Annotated in this window: 23 protein-coding genes and 1 tRNA gene; 10 read left to right on the top strand and 14 right to left on the bottom strand. The window is 65.4% G+C overall.

Annotated features, from left to right (window positions below; genetic code table 11):
* The coding region (locus tag WS61_RS23765; RefSeq protein WP_157692779.1) for an SDR family oxidoreductase at positions 1-261 on the top strand (261 nt) is incomplete at its 5' end.
* A 118-nt stretch (positions 262-379) separates the two neighbouring features.
* On the opposite strand, the gene WS61_RS23760 is transcribed toward WS61_RS23765, so the two are convergent.
* Positions 380-1579, bottom strand: a complete 1200-nt coding sequence (locus WS61_RS23760; RefSeq protein WP_059504043.1) for an amino acid aminotransferase — start codon at positions 1577-1579, stop codon at positions 380-382.
* Positions 1580-1837: 258 nt separating this feature from the next.
* On the opposite strand from WS61_RS23760, the gene uvrB reads away from it, so the two are divergent.
* From uvrB to WS61_RS23735, 5 genes are all read left to right on the top strand, one after another.
* Positions 1838-3928, top strand: a complete 2091-nt coding sequence (uvrB, locus tag WS61_RS23755) for an excinuclease ABC subunit UvrB (protein ID WP_059504041.1) — start codon at positions 1838-1840, stop codon at positions 3926-3928.
* 225 nt (positions 3929-4153) lie between these two features.
* Positions 4154-4705, top strand: a complete 552-nt coding sequence (locus WS61_RS23750; protein WP_050018184.1) for an iron transporter — start codon at positions 4154-4156, stop codon at positions 4703-4705.
* A gap of 55 nt (positions 4706-4760) precedes the next feature.
* Positions 4761-5093: a cupredoxin domain-containing protein gene (locus tag WS61_RS23745; RefSeq protein ID WP_006478303.1), complete on the top strand. Its 333-nt coding sequence runs from the start codon at positions 4761-4763 to the stop codon at positions 5091-5093.
* A gap of 57 nt (positions 5094-5150) precedes the next feature.
* Entirely contained in the window at positions 5151-5993 is an 843-nt protein-coding gene (locus tag WS61_RS23740; protein ID WP_059504039.1) for an FTR1 family protein, read from the top strand.
* Positions 5990-7387, top strand: a complete 1398-nt coding sequence (locus WS61_RS23735; protein WP_059504037.1) for a 4Fe-4S binding protein — start codon at positions 5990-5992, stop codon at positions 7385-7387. Before WS61_RS23740 ends, WS61_RS23735 begins: the two co-directional genes overlap by 4 nt.
* 279 nt (positions 7388-7666) lie before the next feature.
* On the opposite strand, the gene hemP is transcribed toward WS61_RS23735, so the two are convergent.
* The 3 genes from hemP to WS61_RS23720 form a co-directional block, all read right to left on the bottom strand.
* On the bottom strand, positions 7667-7912 hold the full coding sequence (gene hemP / locus WS61_RS23730) for a hemin uptake protein HemP (RefSeq protein ID WP_034207822.1): 246 nt from the start codon (positions 7910-7912) through the stop codon (positions 7667-7669).
* Between the two features lie 141 nt (positions 7913-8053).
* Positions 8054-8536, bottom strand: coding sequence for an SRPBCC family protein (locus WS61_RS23725; protein ID WP_059504035.1), 483 nt, complete (start codon positions 8534-8536; stop codon positions 8054-8056).
* A 101-nt stretch (positions 8537-8637) separates the two neighbouring features.
* Positions 8638-9510 (bottom strand): pirin family protein, encoded by an 873-nt coding sequence (locus WS61_RS23720; protein WP_059504033.1) that lies wholly within the window; start codon positions 9508-9510, stop codon positions 8638-8640.
* Positions 9511-9631: 121 nt separating this feature from the next.
* On the opposite strand from WS61_RS23720, the gene WS61_RS23715 reads away from it, so the two are divergent.
* On the top strand, positions 9632-10606 hold the full coding sequence (locus WS61_RS23715) for a LysR family transcriptional regulator (protein WP_059504053.1): 975 nt from the start codon (positions 9632-9634) through the stop codon (positions 10604-10606).
* Between the two features lie 419 nt (positions 10607-11025).
* On the opposite strand, the gene WS61_RS23710 is transcribed toward WS61_RS23715, so the two are convergent.
* The 9 genes from WS61_RS23710 to WS61_RS23670 form a co-directional block, all read right to left on the bottom strand.
* Positions 11026-11454: a biopolymer transporter ExbD gene (locus WS61_RS23710; RefSeq protein WP_006478310.1), complete on the bottom strand. Its 429-nt coding sequence runs from the start codon at positions 11452-11454 to the stop codon at positions 11026-11028.
* 13 nt (positions 11455-11467) lie between these two features.
* Positions 11468-12202, bottom strand: coding sequence for a MotA/TolQ/ExbB proton channel family protein (locus tag WS61_RS23705; RefSeq protein ID WP_027784946.1), 735 nt, complete (start codon positions 12200-12202; stop codon positions 11468-11470).
* 34 nt (positions 12203-12236) lie between these two features.
* Positions 12237-12974, bottom strand: coding sequence for an energy transducer TonB (locus WS61_RS23700; RefSeq protein ID WP_059504031.1), 738 nt, complete (start codon positions 12972-12974; stop codon positions 12237-12239).
* A gap of 217 nt (positions 12975-13191) precedes the next feature.
* On the bottom strand, positions 13192-13428 hold the full coding sequence (locus WS61_RS23695) for a bacterioferritin-associated ferredoxin (protein ID WP_059504029.1): 237 nt from the start codon (positions 13426-13428) through the stop codon (positions 13192-13194).
* A gap of 146 nt (positions 13429-13574) precedes the next feature.
* A complete protein-coding gene (murI, locus tag WS61_RS23690) occupies positions 13575-14432 on the bottom strand; it encodes a glutamate racemase (protein ID WP_059504027.1) in 858 nt (285 codons plus the stop codon).
* 34 nt (positions 14433-14466) lie between these two features.
* Positions 14467-14943 (bottom strand): bacterioferritin, encoded by a 477-nt coding sequence (gene bfr / locus WS61_RS23685; RefSeq protein WP_006478315.1) that lies wholly within the window; start codon positions 14941-14943, stop codon positions 14467-14469.
* A gap of 193 nt (positions 14944-15136) precedes the next feature.
* The gene (locus WS61_RS23680) at positions 15137-16660 is read right to left on the bottom strand and encodes a fumarate hydratase (RefSeq protein WP_006478316.1); all 1524 of its coding nucleotides are present in this window, start codon (positions 16658-16660) and stop codon (positions 15137-15139) included.
* Between the two features lie 44 nt (positions 16661-16704).
* Positions 16705-17289: a TIGR00645 family protein gene (locus tag WS61_RS23675; RefSeq protein ID WP_059504025.1), complete on the bottom strand. Its 585-nt coding sequence runs from the start codon at positions 17287-17289 to the stop codon at positions 16705-16707.
* A gap of 112 nt (positions 17290-17401) precedes the next feature.
* Complete coding sequence (locus tag WS61_RS23670) at positions 17402-18310, bottom strand: DMT family transporter (RefSeq protein WP_059504023.1); 909 nt, start codon at positions 18308-18310, stop codon at positions 17402-17404.
* A 314-nt stretch (positions 18311-18624) separates the two neighbouring features.
* On the opposite strand from WS61_RS23670, the gene acs reads away from it, so the two are divergent.
* From acs to WS61_RS23655, 3 genes are all read left to right on the top strand, one after another.
* Positions 18625-20607 (top strand): acetate--CoA ligase, encoded by a 1983-nt coding sequence (gene acs, locus WS61_RS23665; RefSeq protein WP_059504021.1) that lies wholly within the window; start codon positions 18625-18627, stop codon positions 20605-20607.
* Positions 20608-20689: 82 nt separating this feature from the next.
* The gene (locus WS61_RS23660) at positions 20690-21034 is read left to right on the top strand and encodes a DUF4212 domain-containing protein (protein WP_059504019.1); all 345 of its coding nucleotides are present in this window, start codon (positions 20690-20692) and stop codon (positions 21032-21034) included.
* A gap of 3 nt (positions 21035-21037) precedes the next feature.
* Positions 21038-23053: a sodium:solute symporter family protein gene (locus WS61_RS23655; protein ID WP_059504017.1), complete on the top strand. Its 2016-nt coding sequence runs from the start codon at positions 21038-21040 to the stop codon at positions 23051-23053.
* 229 nt (positions 23054-23282) lie between these two features.
* Here the strand turns inward: WS61_RS23655 and WS61_RS23650 are convergent.
* Positions 23283-23373, bottom strand: a tRNA-Ser gene (locus WS61_RS23650).
* Between the last annotated feature and the right edge of the window lie 24 nt (positions 23374-23397).

The raw sequence follows: 23397 nt of genomic DNA, 5'->3' as shown, positions 1-23397 counted from the left end.
AAGCACAACGTGCGCTCGCACGTCGTGTGTCCGGGCTTCGTGCGCACGCCGCTGGTCGACAAGCAGATTCCGGAGCAGGCGAAGGAGTTCGGCATCAGCGAAGAGGAAGTGATCAAGAAGGTGATGCTCGGCAACACGGTCGACGGCGTGTTCACGACGGTGCAGGACGTCGCGCAGACGGTGCTGTTCCTGTCGGCATTCCCGAGCGCTGCGCTCACGGGCCAATCGGTGGTCGTCAGCCACGGTTGGTTCATGCAGTAACGCGAGGGCGGGCGGTGTAGCGCCCACCGTGCTGAACAGCACAAAAAAACGCGCTCCACGGAGCGCGTTTTTCATGTCGGCAAGGCGGGGCCGGTGACGGCTGCCGCCCGGCGCCGCCTTACTTCAGGACCGCTGCGACCGCATTGGCGACCGCGTCGAGGTTGCGCGTGTTCAGCGCGGCGACGCAGATCCGGCCCGTGCTGACCGCATAGATGCCGAACTCGTCGCGCAGGCGATCGACTTGTGCCGAGGTCAGGCCCGAATACGAGAACATCCCGCGCTGCGCGTTGATGAAGCTGAAATCGCGATCGACGCCGCTCGCCTTCAAGCGCTCGACGAGACCGTTGCGCATCGCGCGGATGCGGTCGCGCATTTCGCCGAGTTCCTGCACCCACGCCGCGTGCAGTTCCGGCGATGCGAGCACCGCTGCGACCACCGCGCCGCCGTGGGTCGGCGGGTTCGAGTAGTTCGTGCGGATCACGCGCTTCAGTTGCGACAGCACGCGCGTGGCTTCTTCCTTGCTCGACGTGATGATCGACAGCGCGCCGACGCGCTCGCCGTACAGCGAGAACGACTTCGAGAACGACGACGACACGAACGCGTTGAGGTCGGCCGCGGCAAACAGGCGCACGGCAGCGGCATCGGCTTCGATGTTCTCGCTGAAACCCTGGTAGGCCATGTCGAGGAACGGCACGAGGTTGCGCGCCTTCACGACGTCGACGACCTGTTGCCACTGCGCTTCGGTCAGGTCCACGCCGGTCGGGTTGTGGCAGCACGCATGCAGCACGACGACCGTGCCGGCCGCGTAGCTGTTCAGCGCCGACAGCATGCCTTCGAAGTTCACGCCGTTGGTGGCCGCGTCGTAATACGGGTACGCGACGACTTCGAAGCCGGCCGCTTCGAACAGCGCGCGGTGGTTTTCCCAGCTCGGATCGCTGATCGCGACCTTCACGTTCGGATTCACGGTGCGCAGGAAATCGGCGCCGATCTTCAGCGCGCCCGTGCCGCCCAGTGCCTGCGCCGTGACCACGCGGCCCGCCGCGATCAGCGGCGAGTCGTTGCCGAGCAGCAGCTTCTGCACGGCCGCATCGTAGGCGGCGATCCCGTCGATCGGCAGGTAGCCGCGCGGCAGGCCGGCCTCGACACGCGCCTTCTCCGCGTCGCGAACCGCGCGCAGCAGCGGAATCTTGCCGTCTTCGTTCGTGTACACGCCGACGCCGAGGTTGACCTTGGTCGGACGCGTATCGGCGTTGAAGGCTTCGTTCAGGCCCAGGATCGGGTCGCGGGGAGCAAGCTGGACAGCGGAGAAGAGCGACATGATGATTCGGCAGTAGTGAAAAGAGGGTCAGGCTTTCAGCCGGCGGGCGGGCGCAGTGCAGCGCGCCAACGGCGCGACGCCGGAAAGCGCAGCAGCCTGACATTGTAGCGAATTCGCGCTGGCGGGGGCGGCGATTCCATCGCGATCGGGGCGGCGAATCGTGAATTCGGGCGGCCGTCGCGCGTCAGGAGCCGACAGCAGTTCGCGCGGCCGCGAAGCGCTAGAATGCTTTCTTTGCCCTTGCTCCGGCCGCATTCCATGTCCGAACATCATGCCGAAGTCGGCGACGCGCTCGACGAATCCAAATTCGTCACTTTCGAAGGGTCGCCGTTCCAGCTTTACCAGCCATACCCGCCCGCGGGCGACCAGCCGACCGCGATCGACACGCTCGTCGAAGGCGTCGGCGACGGCCTTGCCTTCCAGACGTTGCTCGGCGTGACAGGTTCGGGCAAGACTTTCACGATGGCCAACACGATCGCGCGGCTCGGCCGCCCGGCGATCGTGTTCGCGCCGAACAAGACGCTCGCGGCCCAGCTTTACGCGGAGTTCCGCGAGTTCTTCCCGCGCAACGCGGTCGAGTATTTCGTCTCGTACTACGACTACTACCAGCCTGAGGCCTACGTGCCGCAGCGCGACCTGTTCATCGAGAAGGACTCGTCGATCAACGAGCACATCGAGCAGATGCGGCTGTCGGCGACGAAGAGCCTGATGGAGCGCCGCGACGTGGTGATCGTCGCGACGGTGTCGGCGATCTACGGTATCGGCAATCCGTCCGAATACCACCAGATGATCCTGACGCTGCGCACCGGCGACAAGCTCGGCCAGCGCGACGTGATCGCGCGGCTGATCGCGATGCAATACACGCGCAACGAGCAGGATTTCCAGCGCGGCACGTTCCGCGTGCGCGGCGACACGATCGACATCTTCCCGGCCGAACACGCGGAAATGGCCGTGCGCGTCGAGCTGTTCGACGACGAGGTCGAGACGCTGCACCTGTTCGACCCGCTGACCGGGCGCGTGCGGCAGAAGATTCCGCGTTTCACCGTGTATCCGTCGTCGCATTACGTGACGCCGCGCGACACCGTGATGCGCGCGGTCGAGACGATCAAGGACGAATTGCGCGAACGGCTCGAGTTCTTCCATCGCGAGGGCAAGCTCGTCGAGGCGCAGCGCCTCGAGCAGCGCACGCGCTTCGATCTCGAGATGCTGCAGGAACTCGGCTTCTGCAAGGGCATCGAGAACTATTCGCGGCATTTCTCGGGTGCGGCGCCCGGCGATCCGCCGCCGACGCTCGTCGACTACCTGCCGCCCGATGCGCTGATGCTGCTCGACGAATCGCACGTGCTGATCGGCCAGCTGAACGGCATGTACAACGGCGACCGCGCGCGCAAGGAAAACCTCGTCAATTACGGCTTCCGCCTGCCGTCGGCGCTCGACAACCGGCCGCTGAAGTTCCACGAGTTCGAGCGCAAGATGCGTCAGGTCGTGTTCGTGTCGGCCACGCCGGCCGACTACGAGAAGCGCGTGACGGGGCAGATCGCCGAGCAGGTCGTGCGACCGACGGGCCTCGTCGATCCGGAAATCGAGGTGCGGCCGGCGAGCTCGCAGGTCGACGACGTGCTGACCGAAATCAACGCACGCGTGCAGGCCGGCGAGCGCGTGCTGATCACCGTGCTGACGAAGCGCATGGCCGAACAGCTGACCGAGTTCCTGGCCGACCATGGCGTCAAGGTGCGTTATCTGCACAGCGACATCGATACGGTCGAGCGCGTCGAGATCATCCGCGACCTGCGGCTCGGCACGTTCGACGTGCTGGTCGGGATCAACCTGCTGCGCGAGGGCCTCGACATTCCCGAAGTGTCGCTCGTCGCGATCCTCGACGCGGACAAGGAAGGCTTCCTGCGCGCCGAGCGCTCGCTGATCCAGACGATCGGACGTGCCGCGCGGAACGTGAACGGCAAGGCGATTCTCTACGCGGACAACATGACCGAGTCGATGAAGCGCGCGATCGACGAAACCGAGCGGCGCCGCGCGAAGCAGATCGCCTACAACGAAAAGATGGGCATCACGCCGCGCGGCGTCGTGAAGCGTATCAAGGACATCATCGACGGCGTCTACAACGCCGACGACGCGCGTGCGGAGTTGAAGGAGGCGCAGCAGCGCGCGAAATTCGAGGACATGTCGGAAAAGCAACTCGCGAAGGAAATCAAGCGTCTCGAGAAGCAGATGGCCGACTACGCGAAGAACCTCGAATTCGAGAAGGCCGCCGCGACCCGCGACCAGCTTGCCGTGCTGCGCGAACGCGTGTTCGGCGCGAACGTCGGCGATCACATCAGCGGCGGGCGGTAAATCTTTCCAAGCGTCACCGAATCCTTTTGGTAAAGCGCCTGTAAGCCTTGTCGGATCAGGGGTTTACGGCCCTCTCCGTTTGTTCGGAAACGGGTTCGGTGCTAAACTCCTCATGTATTGAGAATAGTTCGCATTAACGTTCTTCGTCGCGTTAGTGTTTCCAGCGGGCGCCCGGCGGCGGCTCGCATGTCGTCAAGATAGTCAGACAAATAACAAGGAGTGTCCATGTTGGGTTCTTCGTTCATCCGCACGACGGTTGCGGTAGCGGCGGCGCTGGCCGCGATGTCGGCCTCGGCGGCCGAGTATCCGATCGGCAAGCAGCAGATCCAGGGCGGCATGGAAATCGGGGCGGTGTATCTGCAGCCGATCACGATGGACCCGGAAGGCATGATGCGCAAGGCGTCGGATTCCGACATCCACCTCGAGGCCGACATCCATGCGGTCAAGAACAACCCGACCGGTTTCGCGGAAGGCGACTGGATGCCGTACCTGCAGGTCACGTACAAGCTGACGAAGCAGGGCGACACGAAGTGGAAGGCCGAGGGCGACCTGATGGGCATGGTCGCGAGCGACGGCCCGCACTATGGCGACAACGTGAAGCTCGCCGGCCCGGGCAAGTATCACCTGACGTTGGTCGTCAAGCCGCCGATGCAGTCTGGTCACATGGCGTTCGGCCGCCACGTCGACAAGGAAACGGGCGTGGGCCCGTGGTTCAAGCCCATCACGCTCGAGTACGACTTCCCGTTCGCCGGTATCGGCAAGAAGGGCGGTTACTGATCGGTGGCATGACGAACGGCGCGCTTCGGCGCGCCGTCGGCGTAGAGAACCCAGAATGAAAATTCCCCAGAAAATCGTTGCCGCAGCCGCTGCGCTGTGGCTTGCCGGCGCGGCGCATGCAGCCGATCTGCCGACGTTCAAGCTCGAGATGACGGACGGCAAGCTGAATCCCGCGCGCATCGAAGTGCCGGCCGGCCAGCGCTTCAAGATCGAGATCAGGAACACCGGCAAGGGCGCCGCCGAATTCGAGAGCGTGCAGTTGCGCAAGGAGAAGGTGCTCGCGCCGGGCGCCGATTCGTTCGTGGTCGTCGCCCCGCTGTCGCCGGGCGAATACAAGTTTTTCGACGATTTTCACCAGCAGGCACAGGGCGTGATCGTCGCGAAGTAACGCGTTTTATCTGCGCGCGGGCGTCCAGTCCCTTGCCCCGCGCGTCAGGAGGTATCGATGGGTCAGATCTTGTTCATCGTCTGGCGGGAGAGCGTCGAAGCGCTGCTCGTCGTCGGCATTCTCTATGCATGGCTGAAAAACGGCGACGACGACGCGCGCCGCGGCCTGCCTTTCCTCTGGGCCGGCGTCGGCGCCGGCCTGCTGATGGCCGTCGGCCTCGGCGCCGCGTTGGTCGGGTTCACCGAGGTGTTGTCCGGCGACGCGCAGGACTATTTCCAGACGGCGATGGTGCTGATCGCGTGCGTGCTGATCGTGCAGATGGTGCTGTGGATGCGCCGGCACGGCCGCACGCTGAAGCGCGACATGGAGCAGTCGCTGCAGCAAAGCACGCGCGATTCGAACTGGTGGGGCGTCGCCGTGCTGGTCGCGCTCGCGATCGCGCGCGAAGGCAGCGAGACGGTGATCTTCCTGTACGGCCTCGGTTTCGGCCAGTCGGGCCACGTCGACGGCAGCCAGATGCTCGCGGTCGTGATCGGTCTCGGCCTCGCGTTCCTCACGTTCTATCTGCTGCAGCTCGGCGGCAAGTATTTCTCGTGGCGGCATTTCTTCCGCGTCACCGAGGTGATGCTGCTGTTTCTCGGCGCGGGCCTGTTCCAGACCGGCGTCGACAAGCTGATCGACAAGGAAATCCTGCCGCTCGGCATCTCGCAGGTGTGGGATACGTCCGCGATCCTCGATGATTCGGGCACGTTCGGTTCGCTCGTCGCGACGCTGACCGGCTATCGCGCGCACCCGGCGCTGACCAACCTGGTGGCGTATGCGGTGTACTGGGCGGTCGTCTGGCTGCTGATGAAGCGCGCGAGCCGCCGTCCGGCCGTTGCAGCGGGTCGCGCGGCATGAGCGTTGTCGCCGCCGTCAAGCCGGGCTGGCTCGCGCAGGCCGGCCAGTGGATGCAGCGCCACGGTGCGCTGATCCGCGGTATCCAGTGGATCGTCGTCGCCGTCTACGCGTTCCTGATCATCGTGCCGGCGGTGTTGCCGCTGCCGGACGATTCCGCGCACCTGTGGAACAACCTCACGCTCATCGCGCAGTTCGCGTTCTGGGGCATCTGGTGGCCGTTCGTGCTGCTGTCGATGGTGATGCTCGGCCGCGTCTGGTGCGGTGTGCTGTGCCCTGAGGGCGCGCTTACCGAATACGCGAGCAAGTTCGGCCGCGGCGGCCCGATTCCGCGCTGGATCCGGTGGGGCGGCTGGCCGTTCGTCGCGTTCGGCATCACGACGATCTACGGGCAGATGGTGAGCGTGTACCAGTACCCGCTCGCGGTGCTGTTCGTGCTCGGCGGCTCGACCGTCGGCGCGATCGTGATCGGCGTGCTGTACGGCCGCGAGAAACGCGTGTGGTGCAAGTACCTGTGTCCGGTCAACGGCGTGTTCGGGCTGCTCGCACGGCTCGCGCCGATGCGCTACAAGGTCGACGAGGATGCATGGCGCCGTTCGTACAAGAACGGCGAGCACGGCCATCGCGTGATTCCGATCAACTGTGCGCCGCTCGTGCCGTTGCGCAACATGAAGGGTGCGGCGGCCTGCCATATGTGCGGCCGCTGCAGCGGGCACCGCGACGCGATTTCGCTGTCGCTGCGTTCGCCGTCCGACGAAGTCGTGAACCTCGGTGCGGAACAGGCCAACCCGTGGGACACCGCGCTGATCCTGTACGGCCTGCTCGGCGTGGCGATCGGCGCGTTCCACTGGACCGTCAGCCCCTGGTTCGTGCAGATCAAGCAATGGCTCGCGGGCTGGCTGATCGACCGCGACATCACGTGGCCGCTCGAGACCAATGCGCCGTGGTTCCTGCTCACGCACTACCCGGACCGCAACGACGTGTTCTCCTGGCTCGATGGCGGGCTGGTCGTCAGCTACATCGTCGGCACGGGCCTCGTGTACGGCACGGCGCTGCTGGTGTTGCTGGCCGGCGCCACGCTGATGCTCGGCCGCTTCGATCGCGTGCGCCTGCATCATCTCGCACAGGCGCTGATTCCGATCGCGGGTGCGGGCGTGTTCCTCGGGCTGTCGGCCACGACGCTGTCGTTGCTGCGCGCCGAGCATGTGCCGCTCGGCTGGGCATCCGATGTGCGTATCGCGATTCTGGTCGGCGCCAATGTGTGGAGTGCGTGGCTCGCGTGGAAGGTAGCGGGGCGCTATGCGGCATGGCCGCGCCGGCTCGCGGCATTCGCGTGGTTCGCCGTCGGGCTGGCCGTCGTCGACAGCGCATGGTGGTTGATGTTCTGGGGGTTCTGAAGCGGCGAGCATGCCGCTCCTCGCTGTCGCCGCACCGGCGGCAGCAATGCGACACCCGGGCAACGTGCTTCGCGCATTGGCAGCTCAAACTAAAAAGCGACACGTCCTTCGACGTGTCGCTTTTTTCTTCCTTGTGCGAGAACCAAAAAAAGTGGCTTGGCTTGCTGCAACGGCTGCTTGAGTGTGTTTGCACGAAGGGGTCTAGATCTCGCGTGCAAGCCGTTACGCTGGCTACTGCCCAACACCTCTCAGGGAGGTGGTCCCCACAATACTCGGTCGTTACTTCGTCAGGATCAGTTTGCCGAGCCGCGTGGCGCGCAACTGATAAGTCTCTCCGTTATGCGCGATGCTGACATGGCTTTGGCCTTGCAGCAGCGCATCGCTGTTGACGACCCGCGTGCCTGCATCGCGGTTGCCGGCGGGTTTCGCCGGCGTGGTGACCGCTGCCGTCTTCTGACGGCTGCTGGCTGCGGTGCCGGTGGTGCGGCGCAGGGTCAGCGTGGTCGGGCGCATGGTGTCGGTCATTCGGTTTGAGCGGTGACTGTCGATACGATGGAATGAATTCTAAATGATAACCATTCCCATTTACAAAAACTCTTTGTCAATCGAAATGTCAGCGCTGATAGCTTGAATCAAAAAAGGCGGCCCGCAGGCCGCCACGGGGATTCAGTGCAGCGGATCGGGATCCTTGCGACCCTGCGCGTATTCGCGGATCAGGCGAACGGTATCGATATCCGACGTGCGGTACGCCTCCTTGACGATCCCGTGCGTCTGTCGCGCTTCTTCGCTGTCGTCCGTGACCGTCAGCGTCGTGCGGTACTCGAAACGCAGGAACAGCTCGTTGTCGTCGCGCTCCTCGATCGTCATCGTCAATGAGCCGCCGATCTCGCCGTCGGCCGCGCGGATGTCGTAGCGGACCTGCTGGTTCGGCGTGAACGTCACGTGGTCGCGCACGGTCGCGTGGCCGTAATGCAGTTCGCGTTCGAGCGTCGTGTCCGTCCGTTCGTGGATGACGCAGCTGTCGAGACCGATCACGAACAGCTGCGGCTGTTCCGCACGCAGCACGAGGCCTTCCCAGAGCTGGTCGCGGGTGAGGGCCGGCACGGCCGGATCGTCGGAGTTGATCTGGATCAGATGTTCGAAGTTCAAGGGCAGGGGTTCCTTCTGGTGACGGGGGCGCCACATGCATGATTCAAGCACTTATTGTGACGCAAAACCACGGGCTTCGCGGCACCTGCGCCCCAACTGGTTCACGCGTCGATGCGGCCCATGCGGCCGGTCTGGTAGTCGACGACGGCCTGCCGGATTTCTTCCTCGGTATTCATCACGAACGGGCCGTAACGGACGATCGGCTCGTTGAGCGGCACGCCGCCGATCAGCAGCAGATCGAGCGACGTGTCGCCGGCAGCGAACGTGACGGTGTCGCCGTCGTCGCCGTAGACGATCATGTGCCGTGCGTCGACAGCCTGCCTGTCGGGCCCGTAGAGGCCCGTTCCGTCGATCGGATAGGCAAACACGCGGTAACCGGCCGGCACGGGCTGCGTGACCGTTGCGCCGGGTTCCAGCGTGAAGTGCTGATAGAGGATCGGCGTGCGCGTCTCGATCGCGGCCTGTACGCCGAATGCTTCGCCGGCGATGACGCGCACGCGCGCGCGGCCGTCCGGCGACGTCGCGGTCGGAATGCGGGCAGCCGGGATCTCCTGGTAACGCGGCGCGATCATTTTGTCGCGGCGCGGCAGGTTGACCCACAGCTGGAAGCCGTGGGAGCGCCCGCCTGCCTGAGCGAACGCCGGGTCCGGCATCTCGCTGTGCACGACGCCGGCACCGGCCGTCATCCACTGCACGTCGCCGGGGCCGAGTGTGCCGGCATGGCCGGACGAGTCGCGATGACGGAAGCGCCCGTCGAGCGCGTAGGTCACGGTTTCGAAGCCGCGATGCGGATGGTCGGGCGCGCCCACGGCTTCGCCGGGGGCGTAGTCGACGGGGCCCATTTCATCGAGCAGCAGGAACGGATCGAAATCCATCAGCAGCCGCGTGGGGAACGGGCGGTGAACCACGAAACCGCCGCCTTCAGTGGTGCGAAGCGCGGGGTAGGTGCGATCAAGCGAGCGAGCGGTGGTCATGGGAAGCCCTCGACATCATCGGAATAGCGTTATTTTTGAAACATGGCGCTATTATATTGGGCGTTTTACCGCGCGATTCGCGGCGGTTCGCAATGGATTGTTCTGGAATTGGAACGATGAGATGAATATCGATGCACATAACCTGAACGACCTGATGTACTTCTCGCAGGTCGTCGAACATGGCGGCTTCTCGGCCGCCGAGCGCGTGCTGGGCATCTCGAAATCGCGTCTGTCGCGGCGCCTGACCGAGCTCGAAGCGGCGCTCGGCGTGCGCCTGCTGCAGCGTTCGACGCGCAAGCTCGCACTGACCGAGGCGGGGGAGCTGTTCTACCAGCATTGCCAGGCGATGCTCGCCGAAGCGAAGGCCGCGATGAACGCGGTGCAGCAGTTGCGTGCGTCGCCGCGCGGCTCGGTGCGCGTCAGCGTGCCGGTGACGCTGTCGCAGACGATGCTGTCGCGCATCCTGCCCGAATTCCTGCGCCGCTATCCTGAGGTGAAGGTGCATGTGCGCGTGACGAATCGCGTGATCGACCTGTTCGAGGATTCGATCGACGTCGCGTTGCGCGTGCGCTCGGAGCCGCCGCAGAACGCCAACATCGTCGTGCGGCCGCTGTGGCGCACCGAGCAGATGCTGGTCGGCGCGCCGAGCCTGCTGAGCCAGAATGCGCCGCCGCTGGTGCCGGACGACCTGGCCGGCTTCGAGACGCTCGATACGCCGAGCGTCGACGGCCGGCACGTATTCAACCTGATCGCGCCGGACGGAACGCGCCACGTGCACGAGCATGATCCTCGGCTCGTGACGGCCGACCTGATGACGATCCGCGAGGCCGTGCTCGATGGCCTCGGCATCGCGGCGCTGCCGGAGATGATGTACGGCAACGCGCTGCGCGCGGGGCAACTGTCGCCCGTGATGCCCGGCTGGACGCTGCCGGTGCCGCAACTGTATGCGGTGTTCGTATCGCGGCAAGGGATGCCGCCCGCGGTACGAGCGTTCGTCGATTACCTGGTCGAGAAGCTCGACCATGGCGCGTACAAGGAGCCGGGTTGCCCCGAGCGCGCGAAGAAGGAAGCGGCGGCCGATGTTTCGGCGACCTGAACACGGCGCCCACGGCGACGCAAATTTGTTTTGTCATTGAAGCGTCGCCTGCAATCGCAAGTTTCAATCGCCGGAACCTTGAATGCGCGGACGGGCGAGCCTATATTGAAATCCCATTTCGTGAAGGAAGTTCTGAGCGAAATCAGGTGGCCGCATATATTGTGAGCCAGATAGGGCAGAACGCGCAGTCCGTGCAGACCACGGCAGAGTCGCATTTGCGTTGCTCGAGGCGCAACCGATACCGCCGAAGAGCCCGCCGCCCGAAGGCGCCCGCGTGCGCATGAAAAAAGGCCTTCATCTGGCGATGAAGGCCTTTTACTTTGGGGACGCCCGGTTGGGGACGCCCGGTTAGGGACGCCCGGTCAGGGGTGGCCGGCTAGGTGCGCCGATACTACCCGCGACGGCGGGACGCGCGCACGTTACTTCGCTTTCGCGCCGGGCTCCGTCACGAAGCCGAGCTTCGTCAAGCCGCCTGCCTGCGCATCCGACATCACTTCCGCGACGTGCTCGTACGCCACCTTGCGGTCCGCGCGCAGATGCAATTCCGGCTGCGGCGTGCGTTTCGCGGCTTCCGCGATGCGTGCCTGCAGTTGTTCGCGCGTGACCGTGTGGTCGTCCCACAGGATCGTGCCGTCGCCCTGGATCGCGACGTCGACGGTCTGCGGCTTTTCGTCGACGGGCTGGCTGCTGGCGTGCGGCAGGTCGATCTTCACCGCATGCTGCATCGCCGGGATCGTCACGAGAAAAATGATCAGGAGTACGAGCATGACGTCGACGAGCGGCGTCATGTTGATCTCGCTCATCACGGCATCGTCGTCATCGTCGCTGAAACCGGTGTTCATGGCCATGGATCACCTCGTCTCAGCTGGCGGCGCGCGATGCGAGACGCAGGCCGTCGCGCGTCGACGACGACGCGAGGCTCGCGCCCGTCACGAAGTACGCGTGCAGGCCGTGCGCGAAGCGGCGCAGCTTGCTGACGACACCCTTGTTCGCGCGGGTCAGTGCGTTGTAGCCGAGCACGGCGGGAATCGCGACGAACAGGCCGAAGGCCGTCATGATCAGCGATTCGCCGACCGGGCCCGCGACCTGGTCGATCGACGTCTGGCCGGTGGCGCCGATCGCGAGCAGCGCGTGGTAGATCCCCCAGACCGTGCCGAACAGGCCGACGAACGGCGCCGTGCTGCCGACCGATGCGAGGATCGCGAGGCCGCTCTGCATGCGCGAAATACCTTCGTCCATCGTGTCCTTCAGGCAGCGCGTGACCCAGTCCGATACGTCCATGCGATCGTGCAGGTGCGGTTGGGTCTGATGGTGGTGGTCGGCGGCTTCCTTGCCCGACAGCGCGAGCGCGAGGAACGGGTTGTCGTTCGGCGTCGAGGCGGCGAGGCCGAGCTTCTTGATGCCATCGTCGAAATTGTCGGAATGCCAGAATGCCTGTTCGGCGTTCTTCGTGAGGCGGTTCAGGCGGATCACGTTCCAGCCTTTGACGACGATCACGATCCACGACAGGACCGACATCACGAGCAGCGTGATCGCAATCGCGCGTGTGACGAAATCACCTTGCGCCCAGACGTGCGCGATACCGTAGCTTTGCATTTTTGTTTCCTTTGAATCTTCCGGATGAGGCAGGTTAGTCGGTGAGCCCGAAGCTGTAGGGCTGTGTGCGGGCGGCGCGGATCGCCTGGCCGTTCTCGATATATGGACGGCAGGTGGTCGAGCGCATCGCGTCGAGTGCGGCATCGTCGAGGCGCGGATAGCCGCTGCTCTTCTGTAACACGATGCTGTCGCTTTCGATCTTGCCGGTCACGCCAACGACGAAGTGAACATAGGCGGTGCCCGATTCGCCGCGGCGGCGCGACATCGACGGATAGTCGGGCTTCACGAAGTTGCATTGGAGCGTCGGCACGTTCTTCGGCGCGCTGACCTGCATCGTTTCGCGCGCCGGGCCCGGCGTGGCGGCCGGTGCCGCGGGAGCGGGGGCGGCGGGAGCAGGTGTCGGATCGGCGGCGGGAGCGGGCGTGGGCGACGGGGCCGGCGACGGCGCAACCGGTTGCGGGGTCGGCTTCGCCGCTTTCTGCATCGGTTTCGGCTCGACCTTCGGCTTCACGCGCGGCACTGGCTTCGGCGGCGCGGGCTGCGGGATCGACTCGGCCGCGACCTGTTGCGCGATCGGCGCAGGCGCGATGAGCTGCGCGGTGATCGACTGCACCTCGACCGATTTCGGCGGCGGCGGGTTGCGATGGAGCCACGCGGCCGTGAGCATGATCGCGTGTGCGGCAAGCACACCGACCGCGACGACGATCACTCGGGGATTCATACGTGGTGCAGCCGGCATGGCGCCGGCAGGAGCGAGATGCGAAGCCTGCATGTTAGCTTGAAAGAACGACGTCGCACCCGGGGCGCGGCAGGTGAATCGGCATCACTTGCGGAAGATCAGCAGCGAGATGCAAACGGTGGTTACGAATCCGATCAGCAATTCCATCACAGGCTCCTTGGCAGGTAAGCCGTTGGCTCGCGCAGACGGTGGCTTGCTGACGGTCAAAACAAAAAATGCGGCCTGGCCGCATGCGCACGCTCAGCGTCGCTCAGGCCGCCTTGCGGTCGTAGAACGTGATCGGGATCGGATGCGCATGATGCTCGACACCGCACCGGCTCGCGCAGACGCCTTGCTCGGCCATGAGGTCGCGTACGGACTCCTCGCACTTGCCGCAGCACGTGGCCACGCCGAGTTCGAACTGGAGTTCGTCGAAAGAGCTCACGCCCTCGGCGAGGGACGCGCGAATCTTGCGATCGGAAACAGACTTGCACACGCAGACGATCATGATGAGTTGCGATAGCTAACGTTAATGCGAATTATTATCATTAATTTTGCAGGCGTTGACAAGCCTGGGTCGGCTTTTTTTAAAGCCATCGGACCCTTGAAGCGGCGGGCGTGGCGAAGCAGGGAGAGCGGACGTGCCGGCCCGCGTCAGGCGGTCGCGCAGGCGCGCGCGTTCGGCGAGGAAATGGTGACGGATTCGACCGGCGCATCGAGGCCGAGCAGCGTCGACGCGAGCGCGCGCAGTTGCAGGCCGTCACTCGTCGAACAGAAGCGCGGGGGCGCGGCGTGCGTGCCGGCCGGCGCGCGCAGCCCGCGTTCGTCGAGCACCCGCGCGAGCTGGCGGGCGATGGCATCGCTCGTGTCGACGATCGTCAGGCGCTCGCCCACAAGGTTACGAATCGTTTCCGTGAAGAACGGATAGTGCGTGCAGCCGAGTACCAGCGTATCGGCGCCGTCGTCGAGCATCGGCTGTAGGTAACGCTCGAGCAGCGCGCGCAACTCGGGGGAGTTCGTGTCGCCGCGTTCGATCGCTTCGACGAGCCCGTGGCCGGGTTGGCAGATGAAGCGACGGCCCGCGCCGTAGCGGTCGAGCAGCGCCTGGAAGCGCGGGCTGTTCAACGTGGATTGCGTGGCGAGCACGCCCGCGACGCCGGTCGCGGACAGCGCGGCGGCCGGCTTGATGCCCGGCTCGACGCCGACGAGCGGGATCGACAGGCGTTCGCGGATGGTCGCGATCGCCCGTGCCGTTGCCGTGTTGCACGCGATGACGAGCGCTTTCGCGCCTTCGCGGGCGAGCCACTCGCCGATCGCCAGCGTGCGTTCCGTGATGAATGCCTCGTCGCGCGGGCCATACGGCGCGTGGTGCGAGTCGGCGACGTAGACGAACGATTCGTCGGGCAAATGCGCGCGCGCGGCGCGCAGTACCGACAGGCCGCCGAGCCCCGAGTCGAAGATGCCGACAGGGGCGGCGGCGCGCGGCGCGGTAGCGGCGGACGGGTTCGTCATCGTCGGGCGGGCGGCGGGCTGGCGGGTGGCGCGATTACTCGGCCGAACCCATCATCGTTTGCTGATAGTTCTGCAGGCCGACCTTGCCGATCAGGTCGATCTGCGTTTCGAGCCAGTCGATGTGCTCTTCGGTGTCGTCGAGAATCTTCTCGAAGATCTCGCGCGACACGTAGTCGCGCACCGATTCGCAGTAGGCGATCGCTTCCTTGCAGGTGGACTGCGAGATCTGCTCGAGCTTCAGGTCGCACTTCAGGATCTCTTCGGTTTCCTCGCCGACGAGCAGTTTGTGCAGGTCCTGCAGGTTCGGCAGGCCGTCGAGCATGAACACGCGCTCGATCAGCCAGTCGGCGTGTTTCATTTCGCCGATCGACTCGTCGTATTCGTGCTTGCCGAGTTTGTCGAGCCCCCAGTGCTTGTACATGCGCGCATGCAGGAAGTACTGGTTGATCGCCGTGAGTTCATTCTTCAGTTGGGCGTTCAGATATTCGATGACTTTCTTGTCGCCTTGCATGGCTGTTCCTTGTTCAGTGGGGCTTCAGAAACCGAACGATAATCGCTCGAACGAGAAAAGCCAAGCCTCGAAGCCTTGTCGGGCCTGCCTTTTGCGTGTAATGAGAATCAGCCTCGAACAACCGGCCGCACACAATAATGAGAATGAGAAGTAAAAAGGCCGGACTTCCGTCCGGCCTTTCGTTCGATCGCGCTTAAGCGGTGGCGACCGGGATCTTGCCGATCTTCGCCTGCCATTCCTTCGGACCCGTCTGGTGCACCGACGTGCCCGACGAATCGACGGCGACCGTCACCGGCATGTCCTGCACGTCGAACTCGTAGATCGCTTCCATGCCGAGGTCTTCGAACGCGAGCACTTTCGCGCCGCGGATCGCCTTCGACACGAGGTAGGCCGCGCCGCCGACCGCCATCAGGTAGGCTGCCTTGTGCTTCTTGATCGCGTCGATCGCGACCGGGCCGCGCTCGGCCTTGCCGACCATCGAGATCAGACCCGTCTGAGCGAGCATCGTCTCGGTGAACTTGTCCATGCGCGTGGCCGTCGTCGGGCCGGCCGGGCCGACCACTTCGTCGCGCACCGGATCGACCGGGCCGACGTAGTAGATCACGCGGTTCGTGAAGTCGACCGGCAGCTTCTCGCCCTTCGCAAGCATGTCGGCGATGCGCTTGTGCGCGGCGTCGCGGCCGGTGAGCATCTTGCCCGACAGCAGCAGCGTCTGGCCCGGCGTCCAGCTCGCGACTTCTTCCGGCGTCAGCGTGTTCAGGTCGACGCGCTTGCTGGTTTCGGTGTTCGGTTCCCACTGCACCTTCGGCCAGGCGTCGAGCGACGGCGCTTCGAGCTTGGCCGGGCCCGACCCGTCGAGTACGAAGTGCGCGTGGCGCGTGGCCGCGCAATTCGGAATCAGCGCGACCGGCTTCGAGGCCGCGTGCGTCGGCGCCGCCATGATCTTCACGTCGAGCACGGTCGCGAGGCCGCCGAGGCCCTGCGCGCCGATGCCGAGCGCGTTGACCTTCTCGTGCAGCTCGACGCGCAGCTCCTCCACCCAGTCCTTCGGGCCGCGCGCGATGATTTCCTGGATGTCGATCGGCTCCATCAGCGATTCCTTCGCCATCAGCATCGCCTTCTCGGCGGTGCCGCCGATGCCGATCCCGAGCATGCCGGGCGGGCACCAGCCGGCGCCCATCGTCGGAACCGTCTTCAGCACCCAGTCGACGATCGAGTCGGACGGGTTCAGCATCACGAACTTCGACTTGTTCTCGGAGCCGCCGCCCTTCGCCGCGACCTGCACGTCGACCTTGTCGCCCGGCACGATCTCGTAGTGGATCACGGCCGGTGTGTTGTCCTTCGTGTTCTTGCGGGCGCCTTCCGGCGGATTGACGATCGACGCGCGCAGCACGTTGTCCGGGTGCGTGTAACCGCGGCGCACGCCTTCGTTGATCATGTCGGTGAGGCCCATCGTCGCGCCGTCCCAGCGCACGTCCATGCCGACCTTCACGAAGATCGTCACGATGCCGGTGTCCTGGCAGATCGGACGCTTGCCTTCCGCGCACATGCGGCTGTTCGTGAGGATCTGCGCGATCGCGTCCTTCGCCGCCGGGCTCTCTTCCAGCTCGTACGCGCGGCCGAGGGCCTGGATGTAGTCGAGCGGGTGGTAGTAGCTGATGTATTGCAGCGAATCCGCGATGCTCTGGATCAGGTCTTCCTGTTTGATGACGGTCATGGCTGAGACTCTGTGGGGACAGTGGGGAAGGATTTGCCGACGGTTCAGGCCGCCGGTCGGGACGCCGCTGGCGCATGCGTCTCGTGGAAATGGGCCGGATGCGTGTGCGTCGTGAGGCGATCGACCCATGCCATCACGAGCGCCGACACGAGGAACGACACGTGGATGATCACCTGCCACATGATCGCGTGCGTCGTGTGCTGATCGGGGTTGATGAAGGTCTTCAGCAGGTGGATCGACGAAATGCTGATCAGCGCCATCGACAGCTTGACCTTCAGCACGCCCGCGTTCACGTGGTCGAGCCATTCGGGCTCGTCGGGATGGCCCTCGATGCCGAGCCGCGACACGAACGTTTCATACCCGCCGACGATTACCATGATCAGCAGGTTCGAGATCATCACGACGTCGATCAGGCCGAGCACCGCGAGCATCACGCTGATTTCGTCGAGGCCCGTCGCATGCGACAGCAGGTGCCAGACTTCCTTCAGGAACAGGAACACATAGATGGCCTGCGCGACGATCAGGCCGAGGTAAAGCGGAACCTGGAGCCAGCGGCTCATGAAAATCAGCGCGGGAAGCGGACGAAGCGGGCGACGGCCAGAATGACCGGGCGAATGCGGGGCGGACATGTCGGGGTACGGGCGCGGGGCGCAGGTATCGGGGGTAATCTTGAAAAGGCGCGCTATTGTAACGCGTCGGCCGGCGCGGCTGCAGCGACGCGCCGGCACTGCGAGGGACGGATCACGAAGCGGCGGCCGGCACGCTTTTCACACGCAGGCTCGCGAGCACGATGCCGGCGACGACGCACGCGAGCGCGATGCCGTGCGCGAGCGTCGGGCGCTCGCCGAGGAACGCGATGCCGTACGCGGCCGCGGCGATCGGCAGCACCGCGCTGAACACGCCGGCGAGGCTGCCCGGCACGTGCCGGATGCCCTTCATCCACAGCCAGAACGAGAAGATGCTCGCCGACAGCCCGTACCAGACGACGAGCGCCCAGGTGCCGGCCGGCACGCTCGCGTAATCGAAGCGCCACAGCGCTGTCGCGCCGAGCGGCAGCATCAGGAACAGGCCGAACAGGTGGGTGTAGGCGCAGATGTCGATCGGGGCGAGCGTTTGCGTGAGCCGGCGCGACAGGATCACGTAGATCGATTCGCAGCACACCGCGCCGAGGATCAGCAGGTTGCCGGCCAGCGAGCCGGACGCGTCGCCGTGCGCGCCATGCCCGGCCGCGCCGCCGTTGGCGAGGTTGATCGTCACGACGCCGACGATCGCGAGCGCGATCGACACGAGCGCACGGCCGTTCGGCTTTTCACGCAGGATCAGCCACGCGAACAGCGCGACGATCGCCGGGATCGTGCTCGTGATGACGCCCGCGGCCACCGCGCTCGTGCGCTGCACGCCGTTGAGCATCAGCAGCGTGAACATGAAGGTGCCGAAGAAGGCTTGCAGGAACAGGTTCAGCCATTCGCCGCGCTTGACCGCGCGCATTTTCACGGGCCTGAACAGCGGCCACAGCACGGCGATCGCGATCACGAAGCGCAGCGTGGCGAGGATGGCGACGGGGACGAATGCAACGATGGATTTACCGATACCGACGTTGCTGCCGACGAACAGCATCGACAGGATGAGGAAGAGGGCGTAGCGATTCAAGCTGGAATCCGGAAGGCGAGTTCAGTTAGGATTGTAGGGTCGCGGTTGTAACAGCGTAAAGCTGACTCGATGCGCCGCCCCGCGCACGAAACGGCCAGGCCGCGTAAGTGACGGGTAAGTTGGAGCGCTTATCGTGGACACTGCCGGGCCGCAGGTCGCGTTCGCGTGATGTGGTGCGGTGCAGCATCGTGCGCAGGCCGTCGCGGCCGCGTGCGGGTGGGTGGGAGACAGCGGCGCGCGAGCGCCGGCCAAGACGCGCGGCGTGCACGATCGCGCCGCCATGCAGAGGATTCATGTTCACCAAGGGGTAGTCGATGTCTGCGATTGAATCGGTTCTTCACGAAACCCGTCAGTTCGCGCCGCCCGCGGCGCTCGAGAAGACGGCGACCATTTCCGGCATGCCGGCCTATCGCGCGCTCGTCGCCGAGGCCGAGCAGGATTACGAAGGCTTCTGGGCGCGCCTCGCGCGCGAGGGCCTCGCGTGGCACAAGCCGTTCACCAAGGTGCTCGACGAGAGCAACGCGCCGTTCTACACGTGGTTCGAGGACGGCGAGCTGAACGCGTCGTACAACTGTCTCGACCGCCACGTCGAAGCCGGCAACGGCGAGCGCGTCGCGGTGATCTTCGAGGCCGACGACGGCACCGTCACCCGCGTCACCTATGCCGACTTGCTCGCACGCGTGTCGCGCTTCGCGAATGCGCTGAAGAAACGCGGCATTGCGAAGGGCGATCGCGTCGTCATCTACATGCCGATGTCGATCGAAGGCATCGTCGCGATGCAGGCCTGCGCGCGCATCGGCGCGACGCACTCGGTCGTGTTCGGCGGCTTCTCCGCGAAATCGCTGAACGAGCGGCTCGTCGACGTCGGCGCGGTCGCGCTCGTCACCGCCGACGAGCAGGCCCGCGGCGGCAAGACGCTGCCGCTCAAGAGCATCGCCGACGAGGCGATCGCGTTGGGCGGCTGCGAGGCGGTCAAGAGTGTGATCGTCTATCGCCGCACCGGCGGCAAGATCGACTGGCATGCCGAGCGCGACCTGTGGATGCACGAACTCGTCGACGGCGAATCCGAGCGCTGCGAGCCTACCTGGGTCGGCGCCGAGCATCCGCTGTTCATCCTGTATACGTCGGGCTCGACCGGCAAGCCGAAGGGCGTGCAGCACAGCACGGGCGGCTACTTGCTGTGGGCCGCGCAGACGATGAAGTGGACCTTCGACTGGAAGCCCACGGACGTGTTCTGGTGCACGGCCGACATCGGCTGGGTCACGGGCCATACGTACATCACTTACGGGCCGCTCGCGTGCGGCGGCACGCAGGTCGTGTTCGAAGGCGTGCCGACTTATCCGGACGCCGGCCGTTTCTGGAAGATGATCGGCGATCACAAGGTCACGGTGTTCTACACCGCGCCGACCGCTATCCGCTCGCTGATCAAGGCGGCCGAAGCCGACGACAAGGTTCACCCGAAGAGCTATGACCTGTCGAGCCTGCGCATCATCGGCACGGTGGGCGAGCCGATCAATCCGGAAGCGTGGATGTGGTATCACAAGCACGTCGGCCACGAGCGCTGCCCGATCGTCGATACGTGGTGGCAGACCGAAACCGGCGGCCACATGATTACGCCGCTGCCGGGCGCGACGCCGACCGTGCCGGGCTCATGCACGCTGCCGCTGCCGGGCATCACGGCCGCGGTGGTCGACGAGACGGGCCAGGACGTGCCGAACGGGCAAGGCGGGATTCTCGTCGTCAAGCGCCCGTGGCCGGCGATGATCCGCACGATCTGGGGCGACCCGGAGCGCTTCAAGAAGAGCTATTACCCCGAGGAGCTCGGCGGCACGCTCTATCTCGCCGGCGACGGCACCGTGCGCGACAAGGAGACCGGCTACTTCACGATCATGGGCCGGATCGACGACGTGCTGAACGTGTCGGGCCACCGGCTGGGCACGATGGAGATCGAATCGGCGCTGGTGTCGCACGAGCTGGTGGCCGAGGCGGCGGTGGTCGGCCGTCCGGACGACACGACGGGCGAGGCGGTCGTGGCGTTCGTCGTGCTGAAGCGTTCGCGCCCGGAAGGCGACGAAGCCGCGGCGCTCGCGAAGGCGCTGCGCGACTGGGTCGGCAAACAGATCGGGCCGATCGCGAAGCCGAAGGACATCCGCTTCGGCGACAACCTGCCGAAGACACGCTCGGGCAAGATCATGCGGCGCCTGTTGCGCTCGCTCGCGAAGGGCGAGGCGATCACGCAGGACACGTCCACGCTCGAGAATCCGGCCATCCTCGAGCAGCTCACCGAAGTGCGTTGAGCACACGGTTGCGCGTCATGCGCGCGAGCCCCTGCGCGGCAATCCCGATTGCCCGCGCAGGGGCTTTTTGCTACATAACGGCATGACCGTTCCGACCCGTTCGGCGCCTGCTGCGCCACCCCCCGTTCCCGCGCCGCTCGCGCGTGCGCACGCACGCTACTGGCGCTTCAACGTCGCGCTGATCGCGGTGCTGATGGTGATCGGCTTCGCGGTGTCGTTCATCGTGCCGTTCTTCGGACCCGCGCTCGCCGGCGTTCGCTTCGCCGGTTTCAGCCTGCCGTTCTATGTCGGCGCACAGGGCGCGATTCTCGTATACCTCGTGCTGATCGTCGTCTACATCGGGCTGATGCAACGCGCGGACCGTACGCTGCGCCGCGCGTACGACGAGCATGCGGCACGCGCCGGCCCTGCGAGCGGCGGGCGCTGATTCATGCTGACGCATCGACTGATACGCGCGTACGCGCTCTACACGCTCGGGTTTCTCGGGTTCGTGCTGCTGATGTGGCGGATCGAGCGCGCGACGGGCTCGGGCGTCTGGATCGGCTACGTGTTTCTGTTCGTGCCGATCGCCGTGTATGCGGTGATCGGGTTGTTGTCGCGCACGTCCGATCTCGTCGAGTACTACGTGGCCGGGCGGCGCGTGCCGTCCGCGTTCAACGGGATGGCGACGGCGGCCGACTGGCTCTCGGCCGCGTCTTTCATCGGCCTGGCCGGTTCGCTCTACGCGACCGGTTACGACGCGCTCGCGTACGTGATGGGCTGGACGGGCGGGTTCTGCCTCGTCGCGTTTCTGCTCGCGCCGTATGTGCGCAAGCTCGCGCGCTACACGATTCCCGATTTTCTCGGCACGCGCTTTTCGAGCACGGCCGTGCGCGCGCTCGCCGCCGGCGCGGCGATCCTGTGTTCGTTCGTGTACCTGGTCGCGCAGATCCAGGGGATCGGCCTGATCGCGACGCGCTTCATCGGCGTCGATTTCGCGATCGGCATCTTCTGCGGGCTCGCGGGCATTCTCGTGTGCTCGTTTCTCGGCGGGATGCGGGCGGTCACGTGGACGCAGGTCGCGCAGTACATCATCCTGATCAGCGCGATCCTGATTCCGGTGTCGCTGATCGCGCTGAAGAATGGCCTCGGGCCCGTGCCGCAGTTCAATTACGGCAAGCTGATGGAGCGTGTCGCGGCGCGCGAGGCGCAGGTGCGCGACGCGCGCGACGAGCAGCAGGTGCGGGATGCGTACCGCCGGCAAGCCGCGGATATCCAGACGCGGCTCGACCGGTTGCCGGCGTCCCATGCGGACGCGCGCCGGCATCTCGTCGACCGGCTTGCCGACCTGCGGCGCCACAACGGGCCGCTGCGCGAGATCAGCCAGCTCGAGCGCGAACTGGCCGATTTCCCGCGCGATCCGGCGGCGGCGCGCGTGGCGTGGACACAGGCGCGTGACGACCTGCTCGCGCGTGCCGAGCCGCCCGTGCCGATGCACGAGCCGTTTCCGGCCGCGAGCGAAGACGAACGCAAGCCGCGCGAGCGGAATTTCCTCGCGCTGCTGCTGTGCCTGTCGCTCGGCACCGCGAGCCTGCCGCACATCCTGACGCGCTACAACACGACCACGTCGGTCGCGTCCGCCCGGCGTTCCGTCGGCTGGACGCTGTTCTTCATCGCGCTGTTCTACCTGAGCGTGCCGGTGCTCGCGGTGCTGATCAAGTACGAGATCCTCGCGAATCTCGTCGGGCGGCCGTTCGCCGAATTGCCGGCGTGGGTCACGCAATGGCATCACTTCGAACCCGACCTGATCAGCGTCGTCGAGGTGATTCGCGACGGCATCGTGCACTGGTCGGAAATCCAGATGCAGCCGGACATGGTCGTCCTGGCCGCGCCGGAAATCGCGGGGCTGCCGTACGTGGTGTCGGGGTTGATCGCGGCCGGTGCGCTGGCCGCGGCGTTGTCGACCGCAGACGGGCTGCTGCTGACGATCGCGAACGCGCTGTCGCACGACGTCTATTACTGCATGGTCGCGCCCGATGCGACGAGCCAGCGGCGCGTGACGATCTCGAAGGTGCTGCTGCTGGGGGTGGCGCTGTTCGCGTCGTATGTCGCGTCGCTCAATACCGGGAAGATCCTGTTTCTCGTCGGCGCCGCGTTTTCGCTGGCGGCGTCGAGCTTCTTTCCGGTGCTGGTGCTGGGCGTGTTCTGGAAGCGCACGACGACGCGCGGCGCGATTGCCGGGATGGTGACGGGGTTGGCGGTGTGCGTGTACTACATCGTGTCGACTTATCCGTTCTTCACGCAACTGACCGGATTCGCCGGGCGCGCGTGGTTCGGGATCGAGCCGATCAGCTCGGGCGTGTTCGGCGTGCCGGCGGGGTTCGCGGTGGCGATCGCGGTGAGTCTGTGCGACAAGCGGCCGGATGAATATACGCGGGCGCTGGTGGATTACATTCGGCATCCGTGAGGATGCAAGGCGGCCGTAGCGCGTACCGACGTGCAAAATGAAACGCCCCCTCGGACTTCTCGGGAAATCGGGGGCCTTATGCTTTCTGGCGAGGAGAGGGGATTCGCCCAAACAAGCGCGGGCTGCGGATTCGCTCGCGAGCGAATCCCATCGAATCCCCGCGCAAGCCGAACCATCGGCCTGCTTTTCTCCGGAAACGAAAATGCCCGCTGGCGCGGGCATTGAATACTGGCGGAGAGAGGGGGATTCGAACCCCCGATAGGCGATTAACCTATACACGCTTTCCAGGCGTGCGACTTAAACCACTCATCCATCTCTCCGGAAGACCGAGAGTATAGCAAACT

It is taken from the genome of Burkholderia sp. ABCPW 11, from assembly GCF_001523445.1.
Classification (GTDB): domain Bacteria; phylum Pseudomonadota; class Gammaproteobacteria; order Burkholderiales; family Burkholderiaceae; genus Burkholderia.
Note: the sequence above shows the minus strand (reverse complement) of the source record. Positions and strands in the feature narration are given on the sequence as shown.